The organism is uncultured Clostridium sp., from assembly GCF_900547735.1.
Taxonomy (GTDB): domain Bacteria; phylum Bacillota; class Clostridia; order Lachnospirales; family Lachnospiraceae; genus Otoolea.
Map to the genome: position 1 here is coordinate 15,654 of NZ_URHZ01000010.1, position 25,785 is coordinate 41,438.

26 protein-coding genes are annotated in these 25,785 nt (G+C 49.4%); 18 read left to right on the forward strand and 8 right to left on the reverse strand.

What is annotated here, in order from left to right; translation table 11 throughout:
- Positions 1–113: 113 nt before the first annotated feature.
- The 8 genes from QZT18_RS04820 (at position 114) to QZT18_RS04855 (ending at position 7,075) form a co-directional block, all read left to right on the forward strand.
- Positions 114–473, forward strand: a complete 360-nt coding sequence (locus tag QZT18_RS04820) for a hypothetical protein (protein WP_294145131.1) — start codon at positions 114–116, stop codon at positions 471–473.
- A 174-nt stretch (positions 474–647) separates the two neighbouring features.
- Positions 648–1,982, forward strand: a complete 1,335-nt coding sequence (locus QZT18_RS04825; protein WP_294145132.1) for a Sapep family Mn(2+)-dependent dipeptidase — start codon at positions 648–650, stop codon at positions 1,980–1,982.
- A 36-nt stretch (positions 1,983–2,018) separates the two neighbouring features.
- Positions 2,019–3,107, forward strand: coding sequence for a dipeptide epimerase (locus QZT18_RS04830; RefSeq protein ID WP_294145134.1), 1,089 nt, complete (start codon positions 2,019–2,021; stop codon positions 3,105–3,107).
- A gap of 81 nt (positions 3,108–3,188) precedes the next feature.
- Entirely contained in the window at positions 3,189–4,496 is a 1,308-nt protein-coding gene (locus QZT18_RS04835; protein ID WP_294145136.1) for a Na+/H+ antiporter NhaC family protein, read from the forward strand.
- Between the two features lie 12 nt (positions 4,497–4,508).
- Entirely contained in the window at positions 4,509–5,294 is a 786-nt protein-coding gene (locus tag QZT18_RS04840) for a serine hydrolase (protein ID WP_294145138.1), read from the forward strand.
- Positions 5,295–5,539: 245 nt separating this feature from the next.
- A complete protein-coding gene (locus QZT18_RS04845; RefSeq protein ID WP_227030464.1) occupies positions 5,540–5,860 on the forward strand; it encodes a DUF3870 domain-containing protein in 321 nt (106 codons plus the stop codon).
- 1 nt (position 5,861) lies between these two features.
- Positions 5,862–6,620, forward strand: a complete 759-nt coding sequence (locus QZT18_RS04850; RefSeq protein WP_294145139.1) for a threonine/serine exporter ThrE family protein — start codon at positions 5,862–5,864, stop codon at positions 6,618–6,620.
- The gene (locus QZT18_RS04855) at positions 6,617–7,075 is read left to right on the forward strand and encodes a threonine/serine exporter family protein (protein WP_294145140.1); all 459 of its coding nucleotides are present in this window, start codon (positions 6,617–6,619) and stop codon (positions 7,073–7,075) included. Before QZT18_RS04850 ends, QZT18_RS04855 begins: the two co-directional genes overlap by 4 nt.
- A gap of 63 nt (positions 7,076–7,138) precedes the next feature.
- On the opposite strand, the gene QZT18_RS04860 is transcribed toward QZT18_RS04855, so the two are convergent.
- From QZT18_RS04860 to QZT18_RS04875, 4 genes are all read right to left on the reverse strand, one after another.
- A complete protein-coding gene (locus QZT18_RS04860; RefSeq protein WP_294145141.1) occupies positions 7,139–8,134 on the reverse strand; it encodes an MBL fold metallo-hydrolase in 996 nt (331 codons plus the stop codon).
- Position 8,135: 1 nt separating this feature from the next.
- Positions 8,136–9,494 (reverse strand): MATE family efflux transporter, encoded by a 1,359-nt coding sequence (locus tag QZT18_RS04865; RefSeq protein ID WP_294145142.1) that lies wholly within the window; start codon positions 9,492–9,494, stop codon positions 8,136–8,138.
- Between the two features lie 34 nt (positions 9,495–9,528).
- On the reverse strand, positions 9,529–9,960 hold the full coding sequence (locus QZT18_RS04870) for a MarR family winged helix-turn-helix transcriptional regulator (RefSeq protein ID WP_294145143.1): 432 nt from the start codon (positions 9,958–9,960) through the stop codon (positions 9,529–9,531).
- Positions 9,961–10,726: 766 nt separating this feature from the next.
- Entirely contained in the window at positions 10,727–11,668 is a 942-nt protein-coding gene (locus tag QZT18_RS04875) for a 2-hydroxyacid dehydrogenase (protein ID WP_294145144.1), read from the reverse strand.
- 399 nt (positions 11,669–12,067) lie between these two features.
- Between QZT18_RS04875 and QZT18_RS04880 the strand changes: the two genes are divergently transcribed.
- From QZT18_RS04880 to QZT18_RS04895, 4 genes are all read left to right on the forward strand, one after another.
- On the forward strand, positions 12,068–12,769 hold the full coding sequence (locus tag QZT18_RS04880) for an RraA family protein (RefSeq protein WP_294145145.1): 702 nt from the start codon (positions 12,068–12,070) through the stop codon (positions 12,767–12,769).
- 107 nt (positions 12,770–12,876) lie between these two features.
- Positions 12,877–13,899 carry a tripartite tricarboxylate transporter substrate binding protein gene (locus tag QZT18_RS04885; RefSeq protein ID WP_294145146.1) on the forward strand — a complete coding sequence of 341 codons (1,023 nt, stop codon included), beginning with the start codon at positions 12,877–12,879 and terminating at the stop codon, positions 13,897–13,899.
- A 17-nt stretch (positions 13,900–13,916) separates the two neighbouring features.
- Complete coding sequence (locus QZT18_RS04890) at positions 13,917–14,378, forward strand: tripartite tricarboxylate transporter TctB family protein (protein ID WP_294145147.1); 462 nt, start codon at positions 13,917–13,919, stop codon at positions 14,376–14,378.
- An 11-nt stretch (positions 14,379–14,389) separates the two neighbouring features.
- The gene (locus QZT18_RS04895) at positions 14,390–15,877 is read left to right on the forward strand and encodes a tripartite tricarboxylate transporter permease (RefSeq protein WP_294145148.1); all 1,488 of its coding nucleotides are present in this window, start codon (positions 14,390–14,392) and stop codon (positions 15,875–15,877) included.
- A 208-nt stretch (positions 15,878–16,085) separates the two neighbouring features.
- On the opposite strand, the gene QZT18_RS04900 is transcribed toward QZT18_RS04895, so the two are convergent.
- The 4 genes from QZT18_RS04900 to QZT18_RS04915 all read right to left on the reverse strand — a co-directional run bounded on the left by QZT18_RS04900 (position 16,086) and on the right by QZT18_RS04915 (position 20,693).
- Positions 16,086–16,928, reverse strand: coding sequence for a DUF6282 family protein (locus tag QZT18_RS04900; RefSeq protein WP_294145149.1), 843 nt, complete (start codon positions 16,926–16,928; stop codon positions 16,086–16,088).
- A gap of 91 nt (positions 16,929–17,019) precedes the next feature.
- Positions 17,020–18,273 carry an SLC13 family permease gene (locus QZT18_RS04905; RefSeq protein WP_294145150.1) on the reverse strand — a complete coding sequence of 418 codons (1,254 nt, stop codon included), beginning with the start codon at positions 18,271–18,273 and terminating at the stop codon, positions 17,020–17,022.
- Positions 18,274–18,432: 159 nt separating this feature from the next.
- On the reverse strand, positions 18,433–19,386 hold the full coding sequence (locus QZT18_RS04910) for a LysR family transcriptional regulator (RefSeq protein WP_294145151.1): 954 nt from the start codon (positions 19,384–19,386) through the stop codon (positions 18,433–18,435).
- Between the two features lie 71 nt (positions 19,387–19,457).
- Complete coding sequence (locus QZT18_RS04915) at positions 19,458–20,693, reverse strand: Zn-dependent hydrolase (RefSeq protein ID WP_294145152.1); 1,236 nt, start codon at positions 20,691–20,693, stop codon at positions 19,458–19,460.
- Positions 20,694–21,084: 391 nt separating this feature from the next.
- Here QZT18_RS04915 and QZT18_RS04920 point away from each other — a divergent pair, with 391 nt between their 5' ends.
- From QZT18_RS04920 to QZT18_RS04950, 6 genes are all read left to right on the forward strand, one after another.
- Positions 21,085–22,230: a hypothetical protein gene (locus QZT18_RS04920; RefSeq protein WP_294145153.1), complete on the forward strand. Its 1,146-nt coding sequence runs from the start codon at positions 21,085–21,087 to the stop codon at positions 22,228–22,230.
- A gap of 83 nt (positions 22,231–22,313) precedes the next feature.
- Positions 22,314–22,724, forward strand: a complete 411-nt coding sequence (locus QZT18_RS04925; protein WP_366925799.1) for a DUF3795 domain-containing protein — start codon at positions 22,314–22,316, stop codon at positions 22,722–22,724.
- 28 nt (positions 22,725–22,752) lie between these two features.
- Entirely contained in the window at positions 22,753–23,217 is a 465-nt protein-coding gene (locus QZT18_RS04930; protein WP_294145155.1) for a cupin domain-containing protein, read from the forward strand.
- Positions 23,218–24,228 carry a GNAT family N-acetyltransferase gene (locus QZT18_RS23470; protein ID WP_366925800.1) on the forward strand — a complete coding sequence of 337 codons (1,011 nt, stop codon included), beginning with the start codon at positions 23,218–23,220 and terminating at the stop codon, positions 24,226–24,228.
- A gap of 47 nt (positions 24,229–24,275) precedes the next feature.
- Positions 24,276–24,923, forward strand: a complete 648-nt coding sequence (locus QZT18_RS04945) for a class I SAM-dependent methyltransferase (RefSeq protein WP_294145156.1) — start codon at positions 24,276–24,278, stop codon at positions 24,921–24,923.
- 9 nt (positions 24,924–24,932) lie between these two features.
- Entirely contained in the window at positions 24,933–25,469 is a 537-nt protein-coding gene (locus tag QZT18_RS04950; RefSeq protein ID WP_294145157.1) for a GNAT family N-acetyltransferase, read from the forward strand.
- Positions 25,470–25,785 lie beyond the last annotated feature (316 nt).

Sequence of the window (25,785 nt, forward strand, 5' to 3'; positions counted from 1 at the left end):
TGGCAATGAAGAAGTCTTCATAATCCTTCGTTGCTGTCTGGCCTCCGTTGCTGTCGTATAAAGTCTGAAACCCACCCGGAAAAACAGATTTTGTCAAAATCGGGAAAAATAAATTGTCAAATATTTCAGAAGAATTGACAAGCCTGTTTTTTTATATTATACTTAACCTGTGGTTAATCACATACATAAGACAGCTTACAAAAGATAACTTACAGAAGAAAAAAGCAAAAGATACCAAAGAACAGCATCAGAAAGTACATAAGAACTACTCAGGTACAGAAGACAGAAAGCTACACCAAGCGTTCACAAAAGACAAAAAGTACAAAAGACATCCGTTACAAATGAGCAGTTTACGTACAAAAGAAGCGACAACAAAAGTCAATATTTACGAAAGTACAAAAGACAAACTTTTAAAAGTACAAAAGACAAATTTTCAAAATACGAAAGATAAAGCACAAACCAAATACAGATGAAGAGCTGCTTCATTTTGTATGATATAGCAATCACTATATTGGAGCAAATGAAACCCAGCAAAGAACAGGTAATCCTGTTTTTTGCTGGGCTTTTTTTCGTCCTGCCGGGAAGTTCCCGGGGGATGTCATCATGTGCCGGAGCAATTTTCAGACATGCTCTGGGGAGGAGGAAACTTGGAATTTGAAGAATTGATCCGCGAGGATTCGGATGCGATGATCCGAGACCTGAAGAAGCTGATTGCCGTCAAAAGTGTGGGACAGAAGGGGGAGGGAGGATATCCTTTTGGAACCGGGGTTCACCGGTGTCTTAAAGAGTGTCTTTCCCTGGCGGAAAAGATGGGATTTCAGACCGCCAATATCGACAACATGCTAGGATACTGTGAATACGGCGGCGGAGAAGAGATGACGGCCGTGCTGGGACATCTGGATGTGGTTCCGGAAGGGGAGGGCTGGACGCATCCTCCCTATGGAGGGGAGGAAGAAAACGGGCGCATTTACGGCCGCGGAGCCATTGACGACAAAGGCCCTTTGATAGCCGCCATGTACGCCCTGAAGGCGGTAAGAGAGTCGGGGATCCCGCTTAAACGCCGGGTCCGGATTTTCTTTGGCCTCAATGAGGAGACCGGCAGCGCCGACATGAAGTATTATCTGTCCCACGGAGGCGAGGTTCCCGTCATGGGATTTACACCCGATGGGGAATTTCCCTTAATCAATGGGGAGAAGGGCATTGTCAACGCAGTCTATGAAAAGAAGATTCCACAGAAGGAGCCGGTATCCGGTAAAGGAATACGAATCCTGGAAATCCATGGGGGCACGGCGGTCAACGTTGTACCGGCCCTGGCGTCCGCCGTCATAGAGGAAGACGGAGAGACAAAAACAGTGCGGGAGGAGGGGACGGGAGCCCACGCCAGCATACCGCATAAGGGCGTCAACGCCGTTGGTAAGCTCCTTGCAGGGCTGGACGGATTGGAATCAGGAGGAAAACTGCATGACACCATTCATTTTCTTGCTGAAAGATTCGGAACGGAATGGGACGGACAGAGCGCGGGAGTGAAATGCTCCGACGCGGTTTCCGGGGATCTGACCCTGAACCTGGGAACCATCGCCTATGACGGGGAGACGCTCCGCGTCGGGTTCAGTATGCGCTACCCCGTGACCCTGGACTTTGAAACCTGCGGGCGGAAGCTGGAAGAGCTGATGCACGGGGCGGGATTTGCGACAGCGGAACTGGTACATAAAAAAAGCCTCTATATGGAGGAGGACAGCCCTCTGGTGAAAATCCTTTCATCCGTCTATGAGGAAGTGACCGGTTTTTCCGGAAAACCCAAGTGCATCGGAGGAGGCACATACGCCAAGATGATGCCGAATATTCTGGCCTTTGGCCCCGTATTTCCCGGGGATCCGGTCTGTGAACACGAACCGGATGAGTACGTGGAGCGGGAAAAATTAATCCGCGCCTGTACGCTCATGGCACATGCAATCAGCCGGATGGCCGGTGAAGAAGATTAACATGGCGACATAAAGAAAACAGAAAGCAGGGAGAACATGAAGATAACAGAGATAAGAACAGGCACGCTGTCGGTGCCGCTCCATGTGCCGTTTAAAACGGCGCTGAGAACCGTGACCCATGTGGAGGACATCATCGTTGAGGTCCACACCGATACGGGAAATACCGGATATGGGGAGGCGCCGCCTACCGGGGTGATCACGGGAGACACCAGGGGGAGCATCCTGGGAGCAGTTAACGAGCATATGAGGCCTCTCCTGATCGGGCGCGAGGTAGATGATTTTGAGTCGCTGCTGAAGGACCTCAATGCCTGTATGGTAAAGAACAGCAGCGCCAAAGCCGCGCTTGATATGGCGCTCTACGATCTGTACGGCCAGCTCTACGGCATACCGGTGTACAAGCTGCTCGGCGGCTGCAGGGATACCATCCGAACCGATATCACAATCAGCGTGAATTCCCCGGAACAGATGGCGGAGGACACAAAAACAGCGTTGAAACGCGGGTATGACTGCCTGAAGATTAAAGTCGGAAGCGATCCGTCCTTGGATGTGGAGAGGCTCCGCGCCGTGAGGGAGACGGCGGGGAAGGATATCTGTATCCGGATCGACGCCAACCAGGCGTGGACGCCCAGGGAAGCGGTAAAGCTTCTGAACCAGATGCAGGAATACGGACTGGATATTGAGTTTGTCGAACAGCCGGTAAAGGCCGCCGACTTCGAGGGAATGAAATATGTAACGGAACATTCCTGTATACCGGTACTGGCCGACGAGAGCGTATTTTCCCCTCAGGACGCCGTGAAAATCATGCAGATGCGGGCCGCCGATCTGGTCAATATCAAGCTGATGAAATGCGGGGGAATCTACAATGCGCTGAAGATAGCCTTGGCCGCCGAGATATACGGCGTCGAGTGTATGATTGGCTGCATGCTGGAGACAAAGGTCAGCGTCAATGCCGCAGTCCATCTGGCCTGTGCAAAGCAGGTAATCACGAAAGTCGATCTCGACGGTCCCGTACTCTGCAGTGAAGATCCCGTAATCGGGGGAGCCGTATTCAACGAGAAAGAGATACGTGTAAGCGGCAGACCGGGAATGGGGATTGAAGGAATCAGGGGAGTTGTATATCATTAAAAATGCCGCCAATCAAGTGACAAAGCACAATAAAATGTATTGAGACTGCTCAGAAAAAGAAAGGTCTTTAAGGAGGATACTATGGAATCTACAATGATATTTGGAATTTCACCCATATTTGCATTGCTGCCGTTAATTATTTACATCATACTGGCATTTAAGGATATCAACCCGGTGCTGAATGTGGTTATCTGCGTTGTGTTAAGCGCAATCATGACAAAACAGCCGTTTTCCGCCATGGGCGGCGTGCTGGCCGACTCCATCGGCTCATTCCTGGGCATGATTGGATTTATTATCATGCTCGGTTCGGCTCTGGGGGCCGTGTTAAAGGAAACCGGAGTTGCGGAATTCCTGATTATGGCCCTGATGAATAAAATCGGCATTGACAGCGAGAAGAAGGCAATCATTGCATCGATGATTACTTCTATCGTGGTTGTGGCGCTTCTCGGAACACTGGCCGGAGCCAATGCAATCATCGCGCCGCTGATTATTCCGCTGGTGGCGATAATCGGACTGACTCCTTCCACGATGGCGGCGGTACTGATGGGAGCGGGAATCACGGGCCTTTTTATCGGACCGTACTCTCCCCAGGTGGTCACGATTATGTCCCTTACGGGCATGACATACGGAAATTATTTTATCCAGGTCGGCCTTCCAGTGGCGGCGCTTTGCTGGATCACGACATTCGTTTGTTCCATCAGAATCCAGAATAAGACGAGAAATATGTATAAATATGAGGACGTGGAAGAGGCAAAGACAGATTATTCTGCAAGTCCGCAGGCAAAACGCGCGACAGCCGTATTTTTTGCCTGTATGGTGCTTCTGATTGGTTACGGAATCTACCTTCAGTCGGGATCCTCCTACGCGATCCTGGTCATCTCCGTGACGGCGATTATCACCGGTCTTGCAGGCGGAATCCATCCCGACAAGCTGTTCGACGTCATGATTGAGGGCGCCAGCAGGATGATGTGGCTCTTTATCATGTTCGTATTATTTACTCCGTTTATCGGCTTTGTTTCCGAGGCGGGAGCATTCGATGCGCTTGTAAAACTGATCGAGCCGCTGCTCCGTTCCAACAGTAAAATCATTGTTTCCTTAATCACCGCGCTGACGGGAATCTTCGGCGTGGGCGGCGCCGCTGCGGCACAGTCGGTTGTTATGGACAGCATGTTTAAAGAACTTGTAAATAATATCGGAATGTCCACGGGACTCTGGGCAACCGTACTGCTGGTAGGCTCCCAGATTACATCCTTTGCCTATCCCGAGGCGGACATGCTCGGACAGATGGGACTGGCCCGCTCCAAAGATCTGAAGAATATGGTGAAATTCGGCGTCACGATCACCATCGTTACGATTATCTATGTAGGCGTACGCGCAATTTTCGGATAGGGGAGAAGAAGGATGGCATACAGGGAGAACCTTTTAAGAAAGATAAACGAATATACCGCATCACAGAGCGGAACGATTTCCGTCTCATTTTATGACCTGAAAGAACAGGACGGATTTTCGATAGACGGCGGCCGGCGCGTACCCTCCGCCAGCACGATCAAGCTGGTTATCATGGCGGAGCTGATGCGACGCGTCCGCAGGGGAGAACTGTCGCTGGACGACAAAATTACCGTTACCGAGGAGATGAAGACGGGCGGCGACGGAATACTTAAGGAACTGGCTCCGGGCCACCGTTTTACGATAAAAGAGATTATGACGCTGATGATTATTATCAGTGACAATGAGGCCACCAATATTCTGATAGAAATGCTGGGAATGGACGGCATTAATAAGATGGCGGGGGAACTGGAACTGAAAGAGGCGTCGCTGGGGCGGAAGATGATGGATTCCGAGGCCAAAAAGCGGGGGCATGATAATTACATTTGCGCCGACGACATTGCCCTGATTCTCAGGAAAATCTATACGGGAAACTGCGTGGACGGCGAGGCCAGCGCCGTTATGCTCGATATTCTGAAAAGGCAGCAGCAGTCCGGCCGCCTCCAGCTCTATCTGCCCGAGGAGGTGGAGGTGGCGCACAAGTGCGGAGATCTGGATTTCCTGGAAAATGACGGCGGGATCATCCTGCTGCCGGATCATCCCTATATTCTTGTGGTCCTTACCGGCGGGATGCCGACAAATAAGGACGGCAGAGAAGCAATCGGCAGAATATCCAGGATCGTATACGAGGAACTTTCATAGGCCGCGCGGCCTGTGTGGAAAGTTAGGAATATTTATGGATGCAGCCGCAAATGAAGTTTATTTGCGGCTGCATTTCTTGACAGGAAAATGATACCTGCCGTATAATAAATAACAGTTCAGCTATGATGCAATCCGCGAGGCGTTTTAGCAGCGTTCTGTGAAAATCACGAGTTATGCGGAGCGATACGACGCATACTTTAAACTGCTGTTCGCGGACAGTATACAGTTTAATGGGGGTAGGGGAGATGAATCAGGAGGAGACGGTGTACATCATCGGTGAGTCCAGGACGAACCTGGATAATGCGATTACAAAGGTCTATGGGACATTCTACATTGCCTTTGAAATCATACCGGAGACAGAGGAGATTGTGGACGTGGACTGTTCACGGACTCTGGAGCTGACAAAGGATTTCATACGGAGGCTGTTTCTGGGGAAAAGAATAGAACTCGATTCGGAGAAAATTGAGGCGGAGGTCAAAAGACGGTATTTTGGTTCCTCGACAAAGGCGATCATCGTCGCATACCGTGATGCACTGAAACGTTTTCAGAAGATTAAGGAATCATAATATGACGAATGAACAGATACTGACCTGCGCGATCAATATAGGGGAACAGCTTCTGGTGAACGGTGCGGAGATCAGCCGTGTGGAGGATACCATCAGCCGCATCTGCAGGGCATACGGGGTGCGCCAGAGCCATATTTTTTCCATTGCCTCCTGTATCATAGTTTCTCTGGAAACGGCGGACGGCGAATGGATTACCCAGACGAGAAGGATCCTGAATTACGGGACCAATATGTATAAACTGGACAGGCTGAACAACCTGTCCCGGAAAATCTGTGCCGGACGTCCGGCCTGGGACATGGTGGAAGAGGAGTTTGAGGCAATTGTGCAGAGCAGGGAGTATTCCCCTGCGGTACAGGTCGCGGTCTGCGCGATGGTGGCCGCCGCTTTCACCGTTTTTTTCGGGGGAACCTTAAGAGACGGGCTCGCCGCCGCCTTTGTCGGAGTGCTCTTAAAAATGACACTGTTCGGCCTGCAGGCCATGAAAATGAAACAGATATTTTCCAACATGATCTGTTCCATCCTATCGGGTCTCGGCTGTATCTTTGTATGCTTTGTGGGCCTTGGGCGGAACCTGGATGCAATCATGATAGGAAATATCATGCTGCTGATTCCGGGAGTCCTTTTGACAAACTCATTCCGCGACTTCATCAGCGGTGATATGATCAGCGGCCTTCTTCACTTTTCAGAGGCGATCATCACGGCAATCTGTGTGGCGGGCGGATTTATCATTGCGATTATCCTGACGGGAGGCAGCTTATGAGAGAGGCATGTTTTTCAATCGCCGCATCCTTCTTCGGATCGCTGGGCTTTGCCATTCTTTACAACACCAGGGGCAGGAGAATTCTGATTTCCTCCCTCGGAGGAGCCGCTTTCTGGGGACTCTACCTGGTCTTTTTTCACTATGTGCAGAATGACTACCTTGGCTTCTTTACCTCGGCCATCCTGATCACAATCTACGCCGAGATATGGGCCAGAATATTAAAAACACCGGCGACCACGGTCCTGATGCCGACGGTCATTCCCTTCATCCCGGGAGGCGCTCTCTACTACGCCGTAAGCGCGGCCCTGAAGATGGACATGCCCGTCTTTGCCGAAAAAGCCCGCTCCGCCCTCGGCCTGGCGGTAGCCCTGGCAGCCGGAATCATGGTCGTGACATCACTTCGCGGACCGGTGGATATGCTGTTAAAAATGATAAACAGAAAAAAACGGAGATAAACAAACAGGGAGCTGTCACAGAATCGTGATACGCTCCCTTTACCTTCCGTCAGGCACACTCCGTCAGGCGCCCGCCCGGTACCTCCAGACACCGTCCTCATAATAACGGCTGATCTTTCCAAGTTTCTCCAGATGATCCACGTGAGCCATGCATTCCCCTACTGCAAACCACTTCTGGGCCGCGGGAAATTCCTCCCAGTTGTTTGCCCGGATCTTCCAGCGCATCTTTCCGGTCAGCTCATAAATTGTCATATCCGGTTTTTCCTTCAGAAGTTTTATGACCTCCTCCAGACGTTTTTCATGGTGAAGCAGAAGCTGTTCAATCCTCTCCTCATAATTTCCCGTCTTCCTGTGACCCGGGAGTGCAAGCTGCACCGGATACCTCTTTGCTTTTTCCAGGCTGTCCAGGTAATTACCCAGAGAGTCCTCCACACCCAGCCAGGATGTAATGTTTGGAGAAATGTCAAACAGGATATGATCTCCTGTAAACATAAACTGCTGCTCCTCTTCCCAGAACATTGCGTTGCCGGGCGTATGTCCGGGCACGGAAATCATAGTCAGGCTGTATGGACCGGCCTGAATCTTATCGCCTTCACGCAGCGGGCAAAAGCGTCCGTCCAGTGCATCCAGCTTATAGCGGGACGCCGGATTAACCGCCTCTGTTTCATTTAACAGCTCCTCGGGAAAACCGGCCTCCAAAAACTGGCGGTGGCGGAGCAGACTTCGCTGCGGAAGAAATCCCTCCTGTAATACCTTGAAATCCGTCTCACTGATATAAATCCGGCCGTCCGGGGCCGCCGCCTCCCTGGCAAGTCCGGTGTGATCCGAGTGGAGATGCGTGAGAAGCACATCGATCCGGCTTGTACTGCTGCCGGCTTCTTCAATGCCTGCCATCAGCGCCTCCCGGCATTCCGGACGGCGGAATCCCGTATCAATCAGAAGATCCCGCTCCCCGCCCCGGATCAGGTAGCTGTTCAGCTCCCTTAAAGGATTCTGAGGCAGCGTGACGCCCAGCCTGTATATATTTTCTTTTATCTGTTCTACCGCATGCTCTCCCATATCAGTATTCCTCCTCAGCGCCGTTACGGTGCGCCATTGCCTTAAACAGCCCGAAACAAATGATAACGCCCAATACAATCGATAAATAATCGGCCGCAGGCTGTGCATAAATTACGCCGTCCAGTCCAAACATCCGGTTCAGAATAAATACGAGAGGGATAAAAATCAGGCCCTGGCGGCAGACTGTAAGTACCAATGACGGGAGTGCCTTTCCCATTCCCTGGATTGTGTTGATGCAGAGAAAGAGAATGCCGATGAACGGGCCGGAAAGCTGAAGGGCAATGACCATCTGGATTCCATAGGCGATAACTTCGGGATCGTTTATAAATACCTGAATCAGCGTCCGGCGTGCAATCATCATGATAATCGTCAGAACCGTACCCATGATCACGGCGCAGATACCGGTAAAACGAAATACCTGCATCAGCCGCTTTTTATTCCTGGCTCCGTAATTATAACCAATCAGCGGCTGGATGCCGGCGCAGAGGCCAATCTGCAGAAGCACCACCAGCATATTCGATTTCATCGCCACGCCCATGGCGGCTACCGGAGTGTCTCCGTATCCCACCAGTGCCAGATTTAAAATAATATTGGCAAAACTCATCAAAATATTATTCAGGGATGCCGGAATTCCAATCGAAGCCACTCCGGATGCGATCCGTCCCCCCATTTTAAAGTCCTTAAGCCTGATGGAGAGGGAAGATTTTTTCCTGAGAAAATAGACAAGATAAAAGGCGCTGGCCGCGATATTTCCGATAACGGTAGCAATGGCTGCTCCGGTTACCCCCCAGCCCAGTCCCAGAATCATAACCGGATCCAGGATGATATTGACCACGGTTCCAATCAGATTTCCAATCATCGATTCCCGGGCCGCTCCCTCGCCCCGGAGAATGTTGCCGAAAGCAGTGGCAAAGATGATAAAGGGGCCTCCGAAAGAGATGTAGGTCAGATACTGTCTGGCGTACTCAATTGTATTCGCGCTGGCTCCTATCAGCTTCAGAATCAAATCCATTCCGGCTATAAAGAGCACCGCAACTATTACGCCCAGGCCGAGAGAGCCGTAGCAGCAAAAGGATGACAGGTTCCTGGCCCGCTCCATCCGCTTTTCTCCCAGCGCCCGCGATATGGCGGAGCTTCCGCCGATGCCGAACAGGTTGCCCAGCGCCATGTAAATCATAAAAACCGGTGTAGCCAGCGAAACGGCCGCCACCTGAAGGGGATCTCCGGTCTGGCCGATAAAAAATGTATCGGCCATGTTATAAATAACTACCACCAGCATGGAAATCATGGTGGGGACAGCCATGAGGGCCACCGCTTTGGGGACCGGCGCCTCCTCAAATAATTCTCTGTTTGTGTTCATGTAAGTAATTCTCCTTTTTCGTTGCCTGCAATAACTACTTGATATTTTCTTCCAGCTTTCTTATCGTGCTCGTAAGCTGATTAAGCTCCTCCGGAGAAATTCCGGACTGAAGCTCTGCCTCAAACCGGTTCAGGCGGTCTATCATCCTATCACGTGCCTCGGTTCCCTTCTCCGTCACCACCAGCTTCTTCAGTCTGGCATCATAGGAAACCGGCTCCCGGCGGATATAACCGTTGCGCTCCATCAATTGCAGAGTCCGGCTGGCCGTGGAGCGGCGGATTGAGAATTCCTTCTCGATATCCCTCTGCATGATATCTCTCCCCTGCGACTGAATCAAAAAGTGCAGAACCCAGTCCTGATTCGCGGTCAGCGTCTCCCCTTCCTGGGCCGACATCTGATTGATTCTGCGGTAAATAAGATTCGATAATACGCGGATTTCAAATCCGACATGAGTGTTTACTGTCATCTTTATTTCCTTCCTGGATGCTTATTTCATATATTTAAAGAGATAGAGCCTGTTCCGGGAGCGGCCGCCTGCGCCTTAAATCAATCCGAATCAGCTTTTCCGCCCCTGGCTTTACTGAAAAGATGTAAGCACCCTAACATTCTAAACGAACGTATATTCTTTGTCAACTCCGTTTTTCAATCGGGCAGCAACCGGGAGTCACCCCTTTGCACCGAAAAGCGTATAAAAGAGAAAGGAACCGTGAGGTTGATTAAAGCACAAAAAAACGGACGAAATCCCTTAAACAGGGGAGCCGTCCATTTTTTTATCCATAAAAACAAGGGTATCGTTCCATCACTTTATTTTGTGATATAGACGATACCCTTCTGCCTATTCATCAACTATAAAATATAATCCGCCAAAAGGGCAGTCTATAAGTAAGTAGTGGCTGCAACAATACCTCTCCCCCATTTGGCGGAAGAGACAGTCAGCCGATGCCGGAATGACGGACGGGCCGATCCCTGCCTGCACTTCAGTCCCATCGATAAATTACGCGGGAAAGGAGGGAGAAAACTTTCCGAAGGGGACCTTGGAGTCCGTTGGCGTTTGATGAGGTCCCTCACGAATCTAGCGCCATTACGCACTCCGTAAGCGGGAGCGAGTCCCCGCAGGAATTTTTTCTCCCGGATTTCCCCTCACCACAACCTCACATAGGGACTGAAGGCTTATCCAACCCCTAACGCACCCCGTCCGCCATCCATCCATCAGCGTCCTTCCCCCAACTAAATCACATCACATTCACAGGCGTCCCATCCACCCATTTCGCCACATTATCAAACACAATCACAGCCCTCTTCACAAGCGCTTCTTTCGTAGCAAACGCAATATGAGGCGTCGCAATCACATTTTTTGCATTCAGCAGCGGGTGCTCTTTTTTTACCGGAGGCTCATTTTCAAATACGTCGATACCGGCTCCGGCGATCCGGCCGGCGTTCAGCGCTTCGGCCAGGGCCTCGCTGTCCACTACAGGGCCGCGGGCCGTATTGATAAGAACTGCCGTTTCCTTCATCATAGCCAGTTCTTCTTTGCCAATCAGGCCCTTTGTCTCCGGCGTAAGCGGTGTGTGCAGTGAAACAATGTCACAGGTGGAGAGAAGTTCATTCAGGGAAACATATTTGATGCCCTCAATTTCTTTCACCGTTCTGCTGTATGCATATACTTCGCAGCCGAAGGCCTGTGCAATCTTTGCCGTGCGCAGTCCGATGGCGCCTGTTCCCACGATACCAAACTTCTTACCTTCCAGCTCAAAGCCGACAAGGCCGTCTTTCGTCCCCTCTTTTCTGACCACGTCATTGCATGGGATGATATTTCTGTAAAGTGCAATGACCATGCCGAATACAAGGTCGGCTACGGCAACGGTGGAATATCCGGCACAGTTGCAGACCATGACGCCGTTGCTGCGGCAGTGATCCATGGCAATGTGATCAACTCCCGTAAATGCAACGGATAAAAGCTTTAAGTTTTTGCATCCGTCGATTACTTCACCGTTCATCGGAAGGTTGGACACGACGATGATATCGGCGTCTTTGCCTCTCTCAATCAATTCCTGCGTGCCTGTAACGCGGGTGTCGTAATATACGATCTCCAAATCCTTCGGAAGCGCTTCGTGCGCCATGGACAGGAGCTTTTCCTGCGGGACTCCAAGAGGTTCGATGATAACAAGTTTCATAATAACAGATCTCCTTTCGCGGCTCTATTTATAGGCTTGAAAAACGCCAAAATCCATATCATAACGGCGTTTTTGTAAAGTTAAAATAACTCTTTACGGAGGAACGGAAAGCCGAACTGCGTGATGGCAGCCGGACGTGTCCGCCGGTAAAAGAATTATGCTTTTATGATACCACACAAACGTCTTTTTGGGGCGGCAGATTTTACGGATTGCTAAAACTAATTAGAGATGAATGTGGAAAGTATGATGATTTTTGACGCACTGGGAATTTTTAACAAATTTTTATTGTTAACTTGGCTTGTTTTTCTTTGTTTGATTTATGAATATGCCTGGATTAGAATGAAATTAAGAAAAAAACATAGCTATGGAAATCGATTAAAAATACAGGAGGAATTAAAAATGTCAGTGGGAAAAAGAATTTATTTAAAGAGAGAAATGCCGGATCCGGAAATTATGGAAGAGTTTAAAAACATTCCGGCATCAAATACAGCGGATGTGATGGGCCGAAGCTGTGCCATGAATCCCAGAATTAAGCTTGTGAGCAGTCCAAAAAACCAGATGATGGTGGGACCGGCTTATACGATAAAGGGCAGAGCCGGCGATAATCTGGCGCTTCACGCGGCGCTGAACTTCTGCGAAGAGGGAGATGTGCTGGTTGTTTCCAATGAAGAGGATAATACCAGAGCCCTGATGGGAGAGATAATGATGGCCTATTTAAAATTTACGAAAAAAATTGCCGGAATTATTCTGGACGGTCCTATCCGTGACATCGATGAAATCGGAAAATGGGATTTCCCGGTTTACTGCACCGGCACGACACCAGGAGGCCCATATAAGGAGGGACCGGGCGAAATCAACGTTCCAATTTCCTGTGGCGGCATCAGCGTAAATCCGGGAGACATTATTCTGGCGGATCCGGATGGAGTGATTTGTATTCCGAGAAAGGACGCGGCTGTGATTCTGGAAGATGCAAAGAAATTCCAGGCTGCCGATGAGAAAAAACTGGAAGCGGCGAAGGACGGAACGGCGAACCGCGGCTGGGTTGAGAAGTCCCTGGAAGAAAAAGGATTTGAAATTATCGATGATGTATACAGACAATAATGTAACGTAAGAATAAGCAATACCGGGAAGAAACGGTAAAGCCAGGGCGCTGCGGGTATGCAGCCCTGTAGTAAGAAAACTGATAATAAGCAGAGGGAGAGGGAAACATGAAAAAAACAGTAAAGGCCGTCATGGCGGTTTTAATGACATCCGTAATAGCAATGACAGGCTGCGGCAACGCGGCACAGACCGATGTGAAAACAGAGAAAAAGGCAGATGGCGCAAATGCCACTGCGGACGGTTCGGACCTTGACTGGCCGAAAGAGACAATCACGATTACGGTTCCCTACAGCGCCGGCGGTGACACGGATACTTACTGCCGTCAGATGTCAAATATGATGTCGAAGAAGCTGGGAGTCAATGTGGTAGTAGTAAATACAACCGGAGGAGCCGGTGTTGTGGCTGCTTCTTCCGTAATGTCGGCAAAAAACGACGGATATAATCTGTTATTCCATCACACCGGTGTTATGCTGACACAGGAAGCGGCCGGATCAAACCAGTTTTCTTTCCTGGATGATTTCGAGGTGGTTGGTTCCATTGCCCGTGATGATACATATGCCCTGATAGCCAAGGCCGGAAGCCAGTGGACCACACTCGAGGATATGATTGCCTGGGCAAAGGCAAATCCGGGAAAACTGAAATATTCCATCACCTTTAATGGGGCGACTCATGCGGTTGCGGAGCAGATGGAAAGAACTATGGGAATTGAGATGGATAAGATCGACGTAGGTTCCAGTACCGCAGACCGCTTAACGGCCTTTATGGCAAATCAGTGTGACATTCTTGTTGTTAACTATATGAATATTGCCGATTACATTGAAAACGGGGATTTTGTCATTCTCGGCGTCTGCTCGGAGGAGAGGCTGAAAGGACTTGAGGACTTCCCGACCTTAAAGGAACAGGGATATGATGTGGTTCAGCCTAAGATTTATGAAGTGAGGGCGCCAAAGGGAACGGATCCGGCGATTGTCGCCAAGCTTTCCGAATGTATGAAGGAAATTGCGGAGGCGCCTGAATTCCAGGAAATCCTCACAAAATACTATGCGGAGGCGTTTTACCGGAACGGCGAGGATACAATTGCCGAAGATCGGGCTGAGGTAGAGGCAATGAAGGAATTATTTGCACAATAACAGAAAGAGGAGTTCTTATGACAGGCAAAAAGAAGAATATTTTAGTTTCCATCGGATTTATTTTATTCGGCATTGTTCTCCTTACTCAGTCTGCGAGTATTAAACCAATGATGAAGAACGACCTGGGTTCAGGATTCTTTCCGACGATTATTGGAGCGGCCATTATCGTGGTGGCGCTTGCTTTACTGGTATTCTCCCTCAGAGAAAAGGAGACCGGGACAACGGCGTCAGACAGCGATATGGCGGGAGGGTGGCTCAGCATCCTCCTGCTCCTGGCCTATGTCGCGGCTTTTAACCGGATTGGGTTTATAATATCTACAATGGTATATCTGTTTTTCCAGATTCTGGTGCTCGCTCCCAGGGAGAAGAGGAGCTGGCCTGTTACGGTCATTCTTTCCGTAGTTGCTCCACTGTTTATTTACGGAATGTTTGTGTATGTTATCAATAGTCCCCTGCCGAAAGGCATCTTTGGATTTTAGGAGGTAATTCTATGGTTTCACAGGCAATACATATGGTTTTATTGAATCCAATCTGCCTGCTGCTTATTCTAATCGGCGTCGTAATCGGTATTATCTTCGGCTCGATTCCCGGTTTGTCGGCATCTATGGCATTGATACTTTTTTTGCCGATGTCCTTCGGCATGGAGCCGATGAACGGCATCGCACTGCTGGTGGGGCTCTATCTGGGCGGCATTTCCGGCGGACTTATCTCGGCGATTCTTTTAAGGATTCCGGGAACGGCATCCTCCATTGCAACTGTGTTTGACGGCGGGCCGATGGCGGCTAATGGAGAGGCCGGAAAGGCATTGGGCGTCGGTATATTGACTTCCTTCGTAGGCGGACTTATCAGTATTTTCGCACTGATGTTTATTTCACCGTATCTGGCAAAGGTTACATTAGCCTTTACATCTGCCGAGTATTTTGCCATTGCGGTATTTGCCCTGACCATTATTTCCAGTCTGTCCGGCAATAACCTGATTTTGGGAATTCTGGCCGGTTTGTTCGGAATTGCCCTGTCGCTGGTGGGAATCGCCCCCGTTGACGGAGCTATCCGGTTTACCTTCGGACAAACCAATCTCTACGGCGGATTTGAGACGGTCGTTATCCTCATTGGCCTCTACGCCGTGACGGACATTATTAAAACGGGTTTTGAGCGCCGTTCCATTATCAACGAAACGGCAAAGAACCAGTACGCCTTAAAAGGTTATGGAATTTCCGTGAAGGAATATGCCGGACAGTGGGTCAATATCATCCGTTCTGCCCTTATCGGTCTTGGAATCGGCATTCTTCCCGGAATCGGCGGTTCCACATCCAGCCTTCTGTCTTATTCCGCGGCAAAGAGCAGTTCAAAATATCCGGAGAAATTCGGAACGGGAATTATAGACGGTGTTATTGCATCGGAGACATCAAACAACGCCGTAATTGGAGGCTCCCTGATTCCTCTGATTACGATGGGAATTCCAGGAAATGTGGCAACGGCAATTTTCCTGGGTGGTCTGACTATCCATGGAATTTCACCGGGTCCCCTGATTTTCCAGAAGAGCGGAGAATATGTGTACGGCATTTTTATCGCACTGCTGGTAGCCAATGTATTCATGCTCATATGTGAGCGCGCCGGTCTTCCGGTGTTTGTCAAACTTCTCGACATTCCTAAATACTACCTGCTTCCGGTTGTAATGGTCTGCTGTGTAGTCGGTGCATACTGCGCCAATTACAGTGTTTTCGATGTGTGGTGCGTAGCTGCATTTGGTCTGGTAGGTCTCCTGTTCAAGGTACTCCGGGTGCCGTCGACGCCGATGATTATCGGGTTTATCCTGGGTTCCATGACAGAGGAAAACCTGCGCCAGGCGTTGATGCAGACGGGCGGAAGCTGGTCCATATTCGTGACAAGGCCCATATCACTCATCTTCCTCCTGATTGCCCTGGTATCGGTTGTGATGACCATCCGCAGTAAGATGAAGGAAAAAAAGACGGCGTAAGAGCCGGAAGCATGTGAAGAAATTCGGCAGCGGTATCAGAGAAGCGAAACAGCTGTAATGCAAAAGAGAGTAATAGAAAAAGATATAATAAAGAAGGAAAAGAAAGAGCCTGGTATGCTGTGTATGCATATACCAGGTTCTTTCTTTATACTTAATATAAATTGATTTAGAGTAAGACACTGTTGACAAAAGGGCTGATTTCCGCCGTCTATCCCTGCAGCAGTTCTTCCGGATTGCGGCGTATCATGAGTTCCAGTTCCTCCGGTGTGATCCCGTGCTCTAAGAGTCCATTTGCGTACAATTCCATGCCCTCGTCGGAGAAGGGAGACTCTGTCTGTCCGAAATCCGTGGTCAGGTAGATGTGGGAAGCGCCGATCCCATGAATTTGTGCGGTTAAATCCTCCCAGGAGGTGCGGTTAAAGTAGGTGGTAAAATAAGAGTGTTCAACAACGGCTCCCATCGAAACGCATTCCCTCTGCTCTTCAAGAGAATAATGGTTGGCCGGGTTGTCCGCATGGGTAATTACCATTCTTTTTATTCCGCAGCGGCCCGCCTCGCGCAGCAGTATCATTCCTTCCGCAGGACCCAGATGACCGGTACAGAGAATCATGCCATACTGTTTTACGGATTCAAAGATTTCATAGACCTGAGGCAGCAGCCGTCCGTCCCCACCCAGGATAGAGAGGTAAGGGGAAAGGTCACAACCGGTATCATGTCCGCGGCGGAAAGACTGGTAGCAGCGGGCATCCAGCGTGGGAAACCATAAAAAGCGTCCCCCGGCCTGTCCGCAGCGCTCTGCCGCATCAGGATTCAGTCCTCCGGCCTGCCGGTTCAGCACGAGACCGCCCACGACGGTTAATTCCGGAAACAGCTCTCTCAAAACAGCGGCGCGTCCGGTGGTGTCCGCGTAATGGCATTTAATCAGGCCGCCTTTCATCCCTGCCGCTTTCCAGCGTTTTGCAGCCGTCAAGTCGCTGCATTTGCGTTCATTTACATCCGGAGCGGTATGAAAGTGAAGGTCATAGGCTCCATCTAAAAGATTGTTCATCATAATTCCTCCCGGGCACCCGGCCCATGAAAAAAGCGCCGCAAAGGGAAAACTTTCTTCCCCCTTGCAGCGCTGTGACAGGTAAGTTTCAAAATCAGTAAGGCATGAAAAGCGGAATCAGCGCGACGACGGAAAGATAGGTCAGAAGCACGGTGGGGATTCCTACTTTCATGAATGTAAGGAATTTGTATTTCGTCCAACCGACGGTCATCATATTCTGCGGGGCGGCAAATGGGGTGGCGTAGGAGGCCGCTCCGGCCAGCGTGATAATCATGGCAATGGGATAGGGGCTGACGCCAAGGCTCTCCGCAATGGAAATTCCAATGGGAAGGAAAATAGTAATGGTCGGGATATTGGACATTACCTGGGTAAGGAAGGAGGCGGCGAAGAAAATGACCGTGCTGATCATAAAGGTAGAGGGATTTTCGCCCAGTATCTCAAGAATCATGTTCGCAACGGCATCACCCAGGCCACAGTTCTTGACGCCTGTGGAGATGGCGGTCAGCGCACCTACCAGAATCAGGCAGTTCCAGTCGATCGCTTTTATGGCGTCCTGAACGGACATACAGCCGGTCCCCACAATAATCATCGCTCCGATGACGGCCGCGATGTGCATCGGGACAACCTTTGAGCCGGATGCGATCACAATGAGAACGGCAGCCATGGTAACGCTGCAGATGGTTGCTTTTTTCCTGTCAAAATCCTTCTTCTCGGCTTTGGCGAATTCCGGTATGTATCCGGTGTCGGGAATCATCCTGGCGCCGATAAAGACGAAGTAAAGGATGCCCAGAATGGAAAGGCCGATGCCGAAGGGGGTGATGGCAAAAAAGCCGAATGGTTCAATCCCCAGTTCCGCCATGACACCGGCTGCTGTTGCGTTGGAGCCGACGCCCACCAGCGTAAGGAAACCTCCGAATTGTGCTCCGAACAGCAGAGACAGAAGCGCCTTGCTGGGACCGAAGCCGGCGGAAATACACATCGCTGTTACCAGAGGGGCAAGAGCGACCATAACGCCTATATTGCTGCAGATGGCGCTTAAAAGACAGGAGACAACCATGGTCGCAAGGATGATATTCCGTTCGCTTTTTCCGGTCACGGCAACCATCTTTTTACCGATAATGTCGGTCAGTCCGGAGTGGAACAGGGAGGAACCGACTACCATCATCCCGGCCAGCAGTACAATCGTTGTGCTGTTGTAGCCGGAAAAAACGGAACCGATATCAATAATTCCCGTATAGGCATAGAGGAGGGAGGCACCCAGGGCGGTAATAACTATCGGAATGGGTTCCCATATAAAGAGAACGATGGTTGCAGCCAGAATAAGCAGTGCGATTAGTATTTGACTCATTTGTAAAACCTCCGTTTGCTTTGTTTTAAATTAAGTCTAACATGAGGATTATAAAAATCAAAACAAAGAAAAATCGGTTTTTTAACAAAGAAAAATTGTGAAGGCTGTTTACACGGAAAATGTCCCGCAGGGGTGACCTGCTTTATGCTAAGACAGGCATTACGTTATTTTCCTAAGTTCGGAAATCTCCCAAAATACATCCTGTGTGATTTCAATAAAGTCATTTGCATAAGGAGGAAGAAACCGCTCCTTGTGGCTGGCCAGGACCAGACGGTGCTCAAACAGAGTGTTCTTCGACAAAATAGGAAAAGCATTTGCCCTTGGAACCTGATCCAGCAGAAGGGGAAGACGCATCTGGGTACAGAAAATACCTCCGTAATTGTATGGATAAAGAGAGAGAAGCAGCTCGGTTGTCGAGGATTCAAGGAAAATATTGGGTGTGACCTTTTCTTCCGCAAAGCAGGCGTCAATCGTTTTGCGCAGCTTCATGGGAGGCTGCGGCAAAAGAAAGGGCATTTTGGAAAACCATTTCAGCTCAGCGCCTTTTCTTGCCTTCTGTTTCAGTTCCTCCCAGGTGTCCGGATAGTAAGATTTCAGAAGCTCGTCGGAACAGACAAGGAGAAGATGATCGTTTAAAAGAAATTTTACATTTAATTTAGGCGCATCGTAATGCATAATGCCGATAAAAAGATCCAATTCACCGTTGAACAGCATCTCTTCCATTTTTTCAGAGGTTTCATGGACCAGTTGAATATGAACATGGGGCCATTTCTGATAAAAGCGGGGGAGAATCTTGGGAAGACAGATCTGGCCGCGGTAGGTGGGAATTCCCACTTTCAGGCTGCCGCCCCGTTTTTCCGAGAGGAGGCTGAGCCTGTTTACCAGTTCCGTTTCCTCATTCAGTATTTTGACCGCTGCCCCATAGAATTGTTCTCCGGCATAGGTTAAGGAAAGTTTGGGCTTGCGGTGGAACAGCTCGACTCCGTAATATTTTTCCAGCCTCTGAATGTGCTGGGTTAAATTCTGCTGGGAAATGTAGAGTTTCTGTGAAGTGTTGGTAACATGAAGCTCCTTCGCCAGCTCTACAAAATAATAAAGGCTGATTAAGTTCATATAAACTCCTCTTATCTTTCCGTAAGTGTGTCATCAGCCGGCGGGAGGAAGGAGCCGGCTGTTATGGAAACCTACCGGGAGGCAGCTTTGACGACGGTCCGGAGCAGTACATCGGCTCCGTCACTAACCTGCCGGTAATCGGTCCATTCCTGTGGACAGTGGCTTCTTCCGCCCCTGCTTGGGACAAATATCATGGCCAGAGGACATACTCCTTTGAAATTCATGGTGTCGTGTCCGGCTCCCGATAAAAGATGCATGGAGGATAAGGACAACTCATCGGCGGCCTCCTCAATCAGCTTTTTCAAGGTTTCATCCATCATCGCAGGCTCCGCCTGAAGATTCCTTTTAATCTCAAATGACAAATCAGGGAAGGCCTTAGCGCTTTCCTGCAGACTTTCCTCAAAAGTTTCCATGACGCTGCCTATTGATGTTACGTAGGGACTTCTGCAATCTGCGGTAAACCGTACTTCTGACGGAACCACATTGGCGGATTCCGGAACCGATTTTATACAGCCAAAGGTGACGACCGTTCCGTCACCGCAAGCCACCGCTTTGTCGGTGGCAGCGGAAATAGACTTTGCCGCGGCTAACAGCGCATCTGCACGCATCGCCATCGGGGTGCTGCCTGCATGGTCGGCTCTCCCTTTAATCAGGATATCAAAGCCCTCCAGACTGACGATTGCATCTACAATACCGATATCCTTGCCGTTTTGCTCCAATACGGGCCCCTGTTCGATATGCAGTTCGATAAAGGCGGTAATATCGTCGGGACGGATCCTGGCATTTCCTATTTCATCGGGATTCAGGCCATAGTTTTCCAGTGCCTGGTATAATGAGACTCCGTCCGCATCCTTAAGGGTTTTCAGTTCATCTGTGGAAACACCGTTGCATATGGCCCTGCTTCCAAACAGGCCTCCGCCGAATCTTGCGCCTTCTTCCTCCGGCATGGCGATAAAATCAATAGGATGACAGGGAGTAAAGTTATTTTCTCCAAGTACCCTGGCGACCTCTATCGCGGCGCATACGCCGGCCTGACCGTCAAAATTGCCTCCGTGGAATACGGTATCAAAATGACTGCCCGTCATGATAACGGGCTTATCCATTTTCCCGGGATAGCGCCCGATGAGATTGCCGGCCGCATCCTCGCGTACCTTAAGACCGGCCGCTTCCATTTCGTTCCTGATATAATCCCGGGCCAGGGAGAATTCCTTCGTATAGGAGAGCCTGGTACAGCCGTCACCGGGAGTCATGTTAAATTCGGCCAGGGATTCCAAATCATGCCGTATCCGTTCCATTTTACATTTCATATTGTATGCTGCCGGTGGAAAGAGTCTTCCAGCGGTTTTTCCTTTCATATTTATGTTTGGTTCCTCCTGATATCTGCAAGCTTTAATCAGCATCCGGTTTCTTTCTGTTCTCTGCGGCGGATACGAAAAAAAGAATAGGCAGAATTATAGGAGTATAGGGATTTCTGCATTGAATTTCTGTTGAGAATACAGAAAACGTAATATGCCGGTAAAAAACTATTATATAAAAAATTATACCACATATCCGCCTGCGGAGGGGATATCATGATTCATAATTTTGTAATCAGGTATTTCTTTATTTATAGTAGCTTATTTGAATAAAGTTATGTAGAATAGAAGTTAGGTATCGGGATTTATTAGGACAGCAAATTTGAGATAAGGAGGGATTCCTATGAAAAAAATATTATTAGCCGCAGCGCTTTCAGGATGTCTTATGAGTACGGCGTGTGCCGGCAGCGGTGTTTCTGATACGGCGCCGCAGTCCACATCGGGAGCAATAGCGACGGTGCAAACCTCGGGTTCCGGAAAAGAGAGTACCGGAAGCAGTAAGGCAGTAACGGATACCAGTAAGGCAGGGATGGATATGCAGCACACCGTTACTTCCTATTATGAAGGCCAGAGCTCACGGGCGTATAAGATGCTGCAGAAATCAATTTTTAAGAACCTGATAGGCGGCTGGACGGAAGAGGGAATCTCAAATCCGGTCTGGAATTATGACAGTTTTGCCCGCTATGAGGTTCTGAACCGGGATCTCACCGGGGTTGAGAAAGATGCGGAGCTTTATTACTGCACATTTTCGGCCGACAATGGGAAATGCGGTTACGGTGTATTAGCCTACCATGGGGAAGGCATGTCGAGGGTAAAGGTGGTGGAAACACCATACCTCTATGATCTTCAGGCCAATATGGAAGCAATCTCCGACGCGCTTGGAAAGACGGAACTGGATCCCGCAACGGCCAGGGCCGTGCGTGTGGAGGTAAATGGAGCGGCCGAGGGAGAATCTGAAGAAGCGATTCGGATCTCCGATGATAAGGGCCATGCCTATCTCTATTATTTTGCAGATTCATCGTTAAAACCGGCGGAGGAGATTCGCACAGGCGCGGTGTCTGAGGTTGAGAAAGCGGCTGAAGGCCAGGAACAGGGGAACAAAAAGCAGAGTTATTATAATGAATTTGAAAGCAAATCAAAGGGAGATGCATACCTCCTGAAGGGCATTATCCATCAGAATCAGGATAAACGCGGCCTGGTGCGCGTGGAAGCGCCCAAGGGGACGGAGATTTCGGTGAAAGGCAGCATGGTAAGAGAGAGCGGTGAAATCAAGCTTGTTTACAGAGATTCCGACGGAACCATTACCGTCCTGGCCGAAGGAAAAGGGAACGGAACCGGGGAACACGCCATTGATATAACTGTCAAGGTAAAAGACGGGAAGGGAGACTTCTATTTTGAGGGAGACGCCGCCGTCTATCAGTTTGAATTGTCACTTGGCCTTACTAAGGAGATAAAGTATTATCTGACCGGGAATAATCCGATACAGTAGGAGGAAAAGAGGCTGCAAAGAAGCCGGTTCGACGAGGCAACGGGTAAACCGAATGTTTAATGAAGGGGGGCCGCTAATTGAAAATGCCCGGGATAATTGACCCGCTCATGTTCGCCCCATGCGGAATGAACTGTATGGTCTGTTATAAGCACTGTTATCACAGAAAACCCTGTGCGGGCTGTCTGAACAGTGACCAGGGAAAGCCGCAGCACTGCCGGAAATGTAAAATAAAGGACTGCATCGGGGAACGCGGCCATTCCTATTGTTTCGAATGTTCGGATTACCCCTGTAAACAGATTAAGGCCCTGGAAAAGAGTTACAACACCCGCTACGGTGCGAGCCTTATGGGTAACAGCGCCGCTGTCAGACAGGATGGCCTGGAAAAATTTATGGAGCGGCAGAGAGACGAATATACCTGTCCTTCCTGCGGCGGGATTTTTTCCATTCATGACAGGGAATGCAGTGAGTGCAGGAGAAAACGGGAACTAGAGTGAGAACAATTTAATTTAAAGGAGACAATATTTGAATTATAAAGGAAATATTAATCAGATACCGGACGAATTTACCATGAGCGACAGCGTGGGACTGGTTACGAAAGAGCTTGGTAAAAGTGCGGGAAGTGAAAAGATCTATGTGAATCTGGACAGTGTGCCTGTCGGGGCGTACAGTACAAAATATCACAGCCACACGCAGCAGGAGGAGTTCTTCTACGTTCTGTCGGGAGAAGGGACACTCCGGTTTAACGATACCGAACAGAAAGTGACGGCGGGGGATTTTATTGCAAAACCGTCGGGAAAAGATATTTCCCATACATATTATAATTCGGGTTCGGAACCGCTGCTGATACTTGATATTGGGACGGTTGAAAAGGAAGATACGTGTTACTACCCCGATGACGATGTCTATCTGCATAAATCAAACGGAAAGAGCCATGCATTCAGGGGAACTGTGTTCCTGGAAGACTGGACATCGGAGCCGAATCTGTAATTGAGCGGAGAAGAGACGGAAGAGAGGAGACTGGAAGTGATGACACCGGAAGAAATGACACCGGAAGAGATGACACTGGAAGAGACGACGCTGGAATACAGAAAAGCCGTGAAAGAAGATGCATCACAGATAACCGGCCTGGTACAGGAGACAATTAAAACGGTCTATCCAAAGTATTACCCGGAAGAGGTGGTGGGATTTTTCTGTGGGCTCCATTCGCAGGAGTCGGTCGGCGAAGATATAAATGACGGAAATACCTGGATTCTTTATGAAGGCCAGCGTCCGGCAGGAACGGGAAGCCTCCGGGGAGACTACATTACCAGAGTTTATGTCCATCCCGATTTTCAGGGAAAGGGATACGGCAGCTTTATCGTAAGAAAGCTGGAGGAAGAGATCTTTTCAAAGTATGACAGGGTTTTTCTGGACGCCTCCCTCCCGGCCTGCCGGTTATACGAGGCGCTTGGCTATAAAACATTGAGGCACGATAAATGGCTGGTTGAGAACGGTGTGGTGTTGGTTTATGAGATAATGGAAAAAGGAAGACATGAATCGGGAGCGCTGGTGAGGACCTGGGATTACCGGGACAGGGATGGTGAGTTAACGGAGAAACTGTTTCAAATATGGAAAAAGTCGGTGAACGAGACCCATCTGTTTCTGTCGGAACAGGAGATAGGGAAGATAGCCGGATACGTGCCGGAAGCGCTCAGTACGGTGCCTTACCTGATGACCGTAACGGATGAGAACGGCGTCACTGCCGGTTTCATGGGAATCTCGGAAAGAAAGCTGGAAATGCTCTTCTTACTGCCCGAGGCGAGGGGAAAGGGACTGGGACACCGCCTGCTCCGGTACGCTGTTGAGAAATACGCGGTGAATGAGGTGTGCGTCAATGAACAGAACCCACAGGCCAGGGGATTTTATGAGCATGAGGGATTCAAAGTATACAGGAGGACGGAACACGACGAGCAGGGGGCTCCGTATCCGCTTTTATATATGAAGCTTCAGGAATCGTAAAAAGGTTTTAAATATTTATGTAACAATCGGGGAAGGGGATTAGCAAAATGAAACAGGAAGAATATGCAGAGAATGAAGCGTACTGGAACAAAAGGTCGGAGATATTTGACACGCAGATTTTAAAAACATACGAGGATGCGTACAGAAAGACCATCGACAACACAAAAAAATACCTGAAAGAGACGGACAAAGCACTGGATATCGGCTGCGGCACCGGTGTGACGACGATCGAGCTGGCCGGCAGTGTGGCGGCAATGACGGCTGTGGACACGGCGCCGGAGATGCTCCGCCAGGCGGTGGAAAAGACAGAAAAAGCGGGCGTTCATAATATCAAATATATTCAGGGCGACATGTTTATGGAAGAACTGGAACCGGGGACCTTTGACACGGTAATGATTTTTAACGTGCTTTTATACATGCCGGATCAGGACGCAGCGATGAAACGCCTCAAAGAACTGGTGAAACCGGGCGGCTATCTGGCGGTGGCGGCCGATTGCCTGAAGAACAGTCTTACAAAGGAGGCAATTCGGAAATGGTACCGCAGCCACACCGGTAAGATGCCGTTTGTGGAATTCTACTCGCCGGAGAGTCTGGAGAAGATGATCGAGGCGTACGGGTTTGAGATAGTGGAGAGGGAAAAATTATTTCTGCATCCTGTGAACTATTTTTTAGTGGCGAGACGGTGTGAAGAGTAACGGGAGGCAGTGAAAGGCAGAATTATGCGCGATTATTTTATGAAGACGGAACGAATCGGATTTTCACACTGGAAACCCGAGGACCGGGAGCTGGCGGAGCTTCTCTGGGGAGACCCGGATGTAACCCGCTATCTCTGTGCAGACGGAAGATTTACGGAGGAAGAGATAGAACAACGGCTGGAGACGGAAATCAGCAATTTTGAAAAATATAAGATACAGTATTTCCCCATGTTTGAGCGAAGCAGCGGAAAACTGATAGGATGCTGCGGACTGCGTCCTTTTGAAGACGAAACAGAGATTTTCGAAACGGGATTTCATCTGCGGAAAGAGTTCTGGGGAAAAGGACTGGGCGAGGAAGCCTCCCGCGCTGTTACGGCCTATATGCCCACGGTTATAAAGGTAAAAGAACTGAGGGCGGGCCACCATCCGGAAAATACTGCATCGGCGAAACTTTTGAAGAAGCTGGGATTTGAGCATATCGGGGACGGTTTTTATCCTCCGACCGGACTGCGCCACCCCTGGTACAGGAAAAGCATAGAACAGTAGAGCCGCCCGGCTTCTAAATACATATATCAGGTGCCGGAGGAATGAAATCAGTAAAAGAATTGGGAGATTGTATATGCAGAATGGGTGGATTTTTTATTTTTTATTTGTCAGCGTAATTGTGCTGCTTTTTCTCTTTTGTACCGTATATGTCATAAAAGTAATATTCCAGGCCTGCATGAAAAGCAGGCGGAAGGATAACGGAAGATAGAAGAAATAGCGGCAGATTTTTAAACATGGTAAAAGGCAGTTTACAGTAATGTTTTAAACTTTGAAAGTGCAACAAATTCAAAGCAAAACCACGGCTGTGACTGCCTTT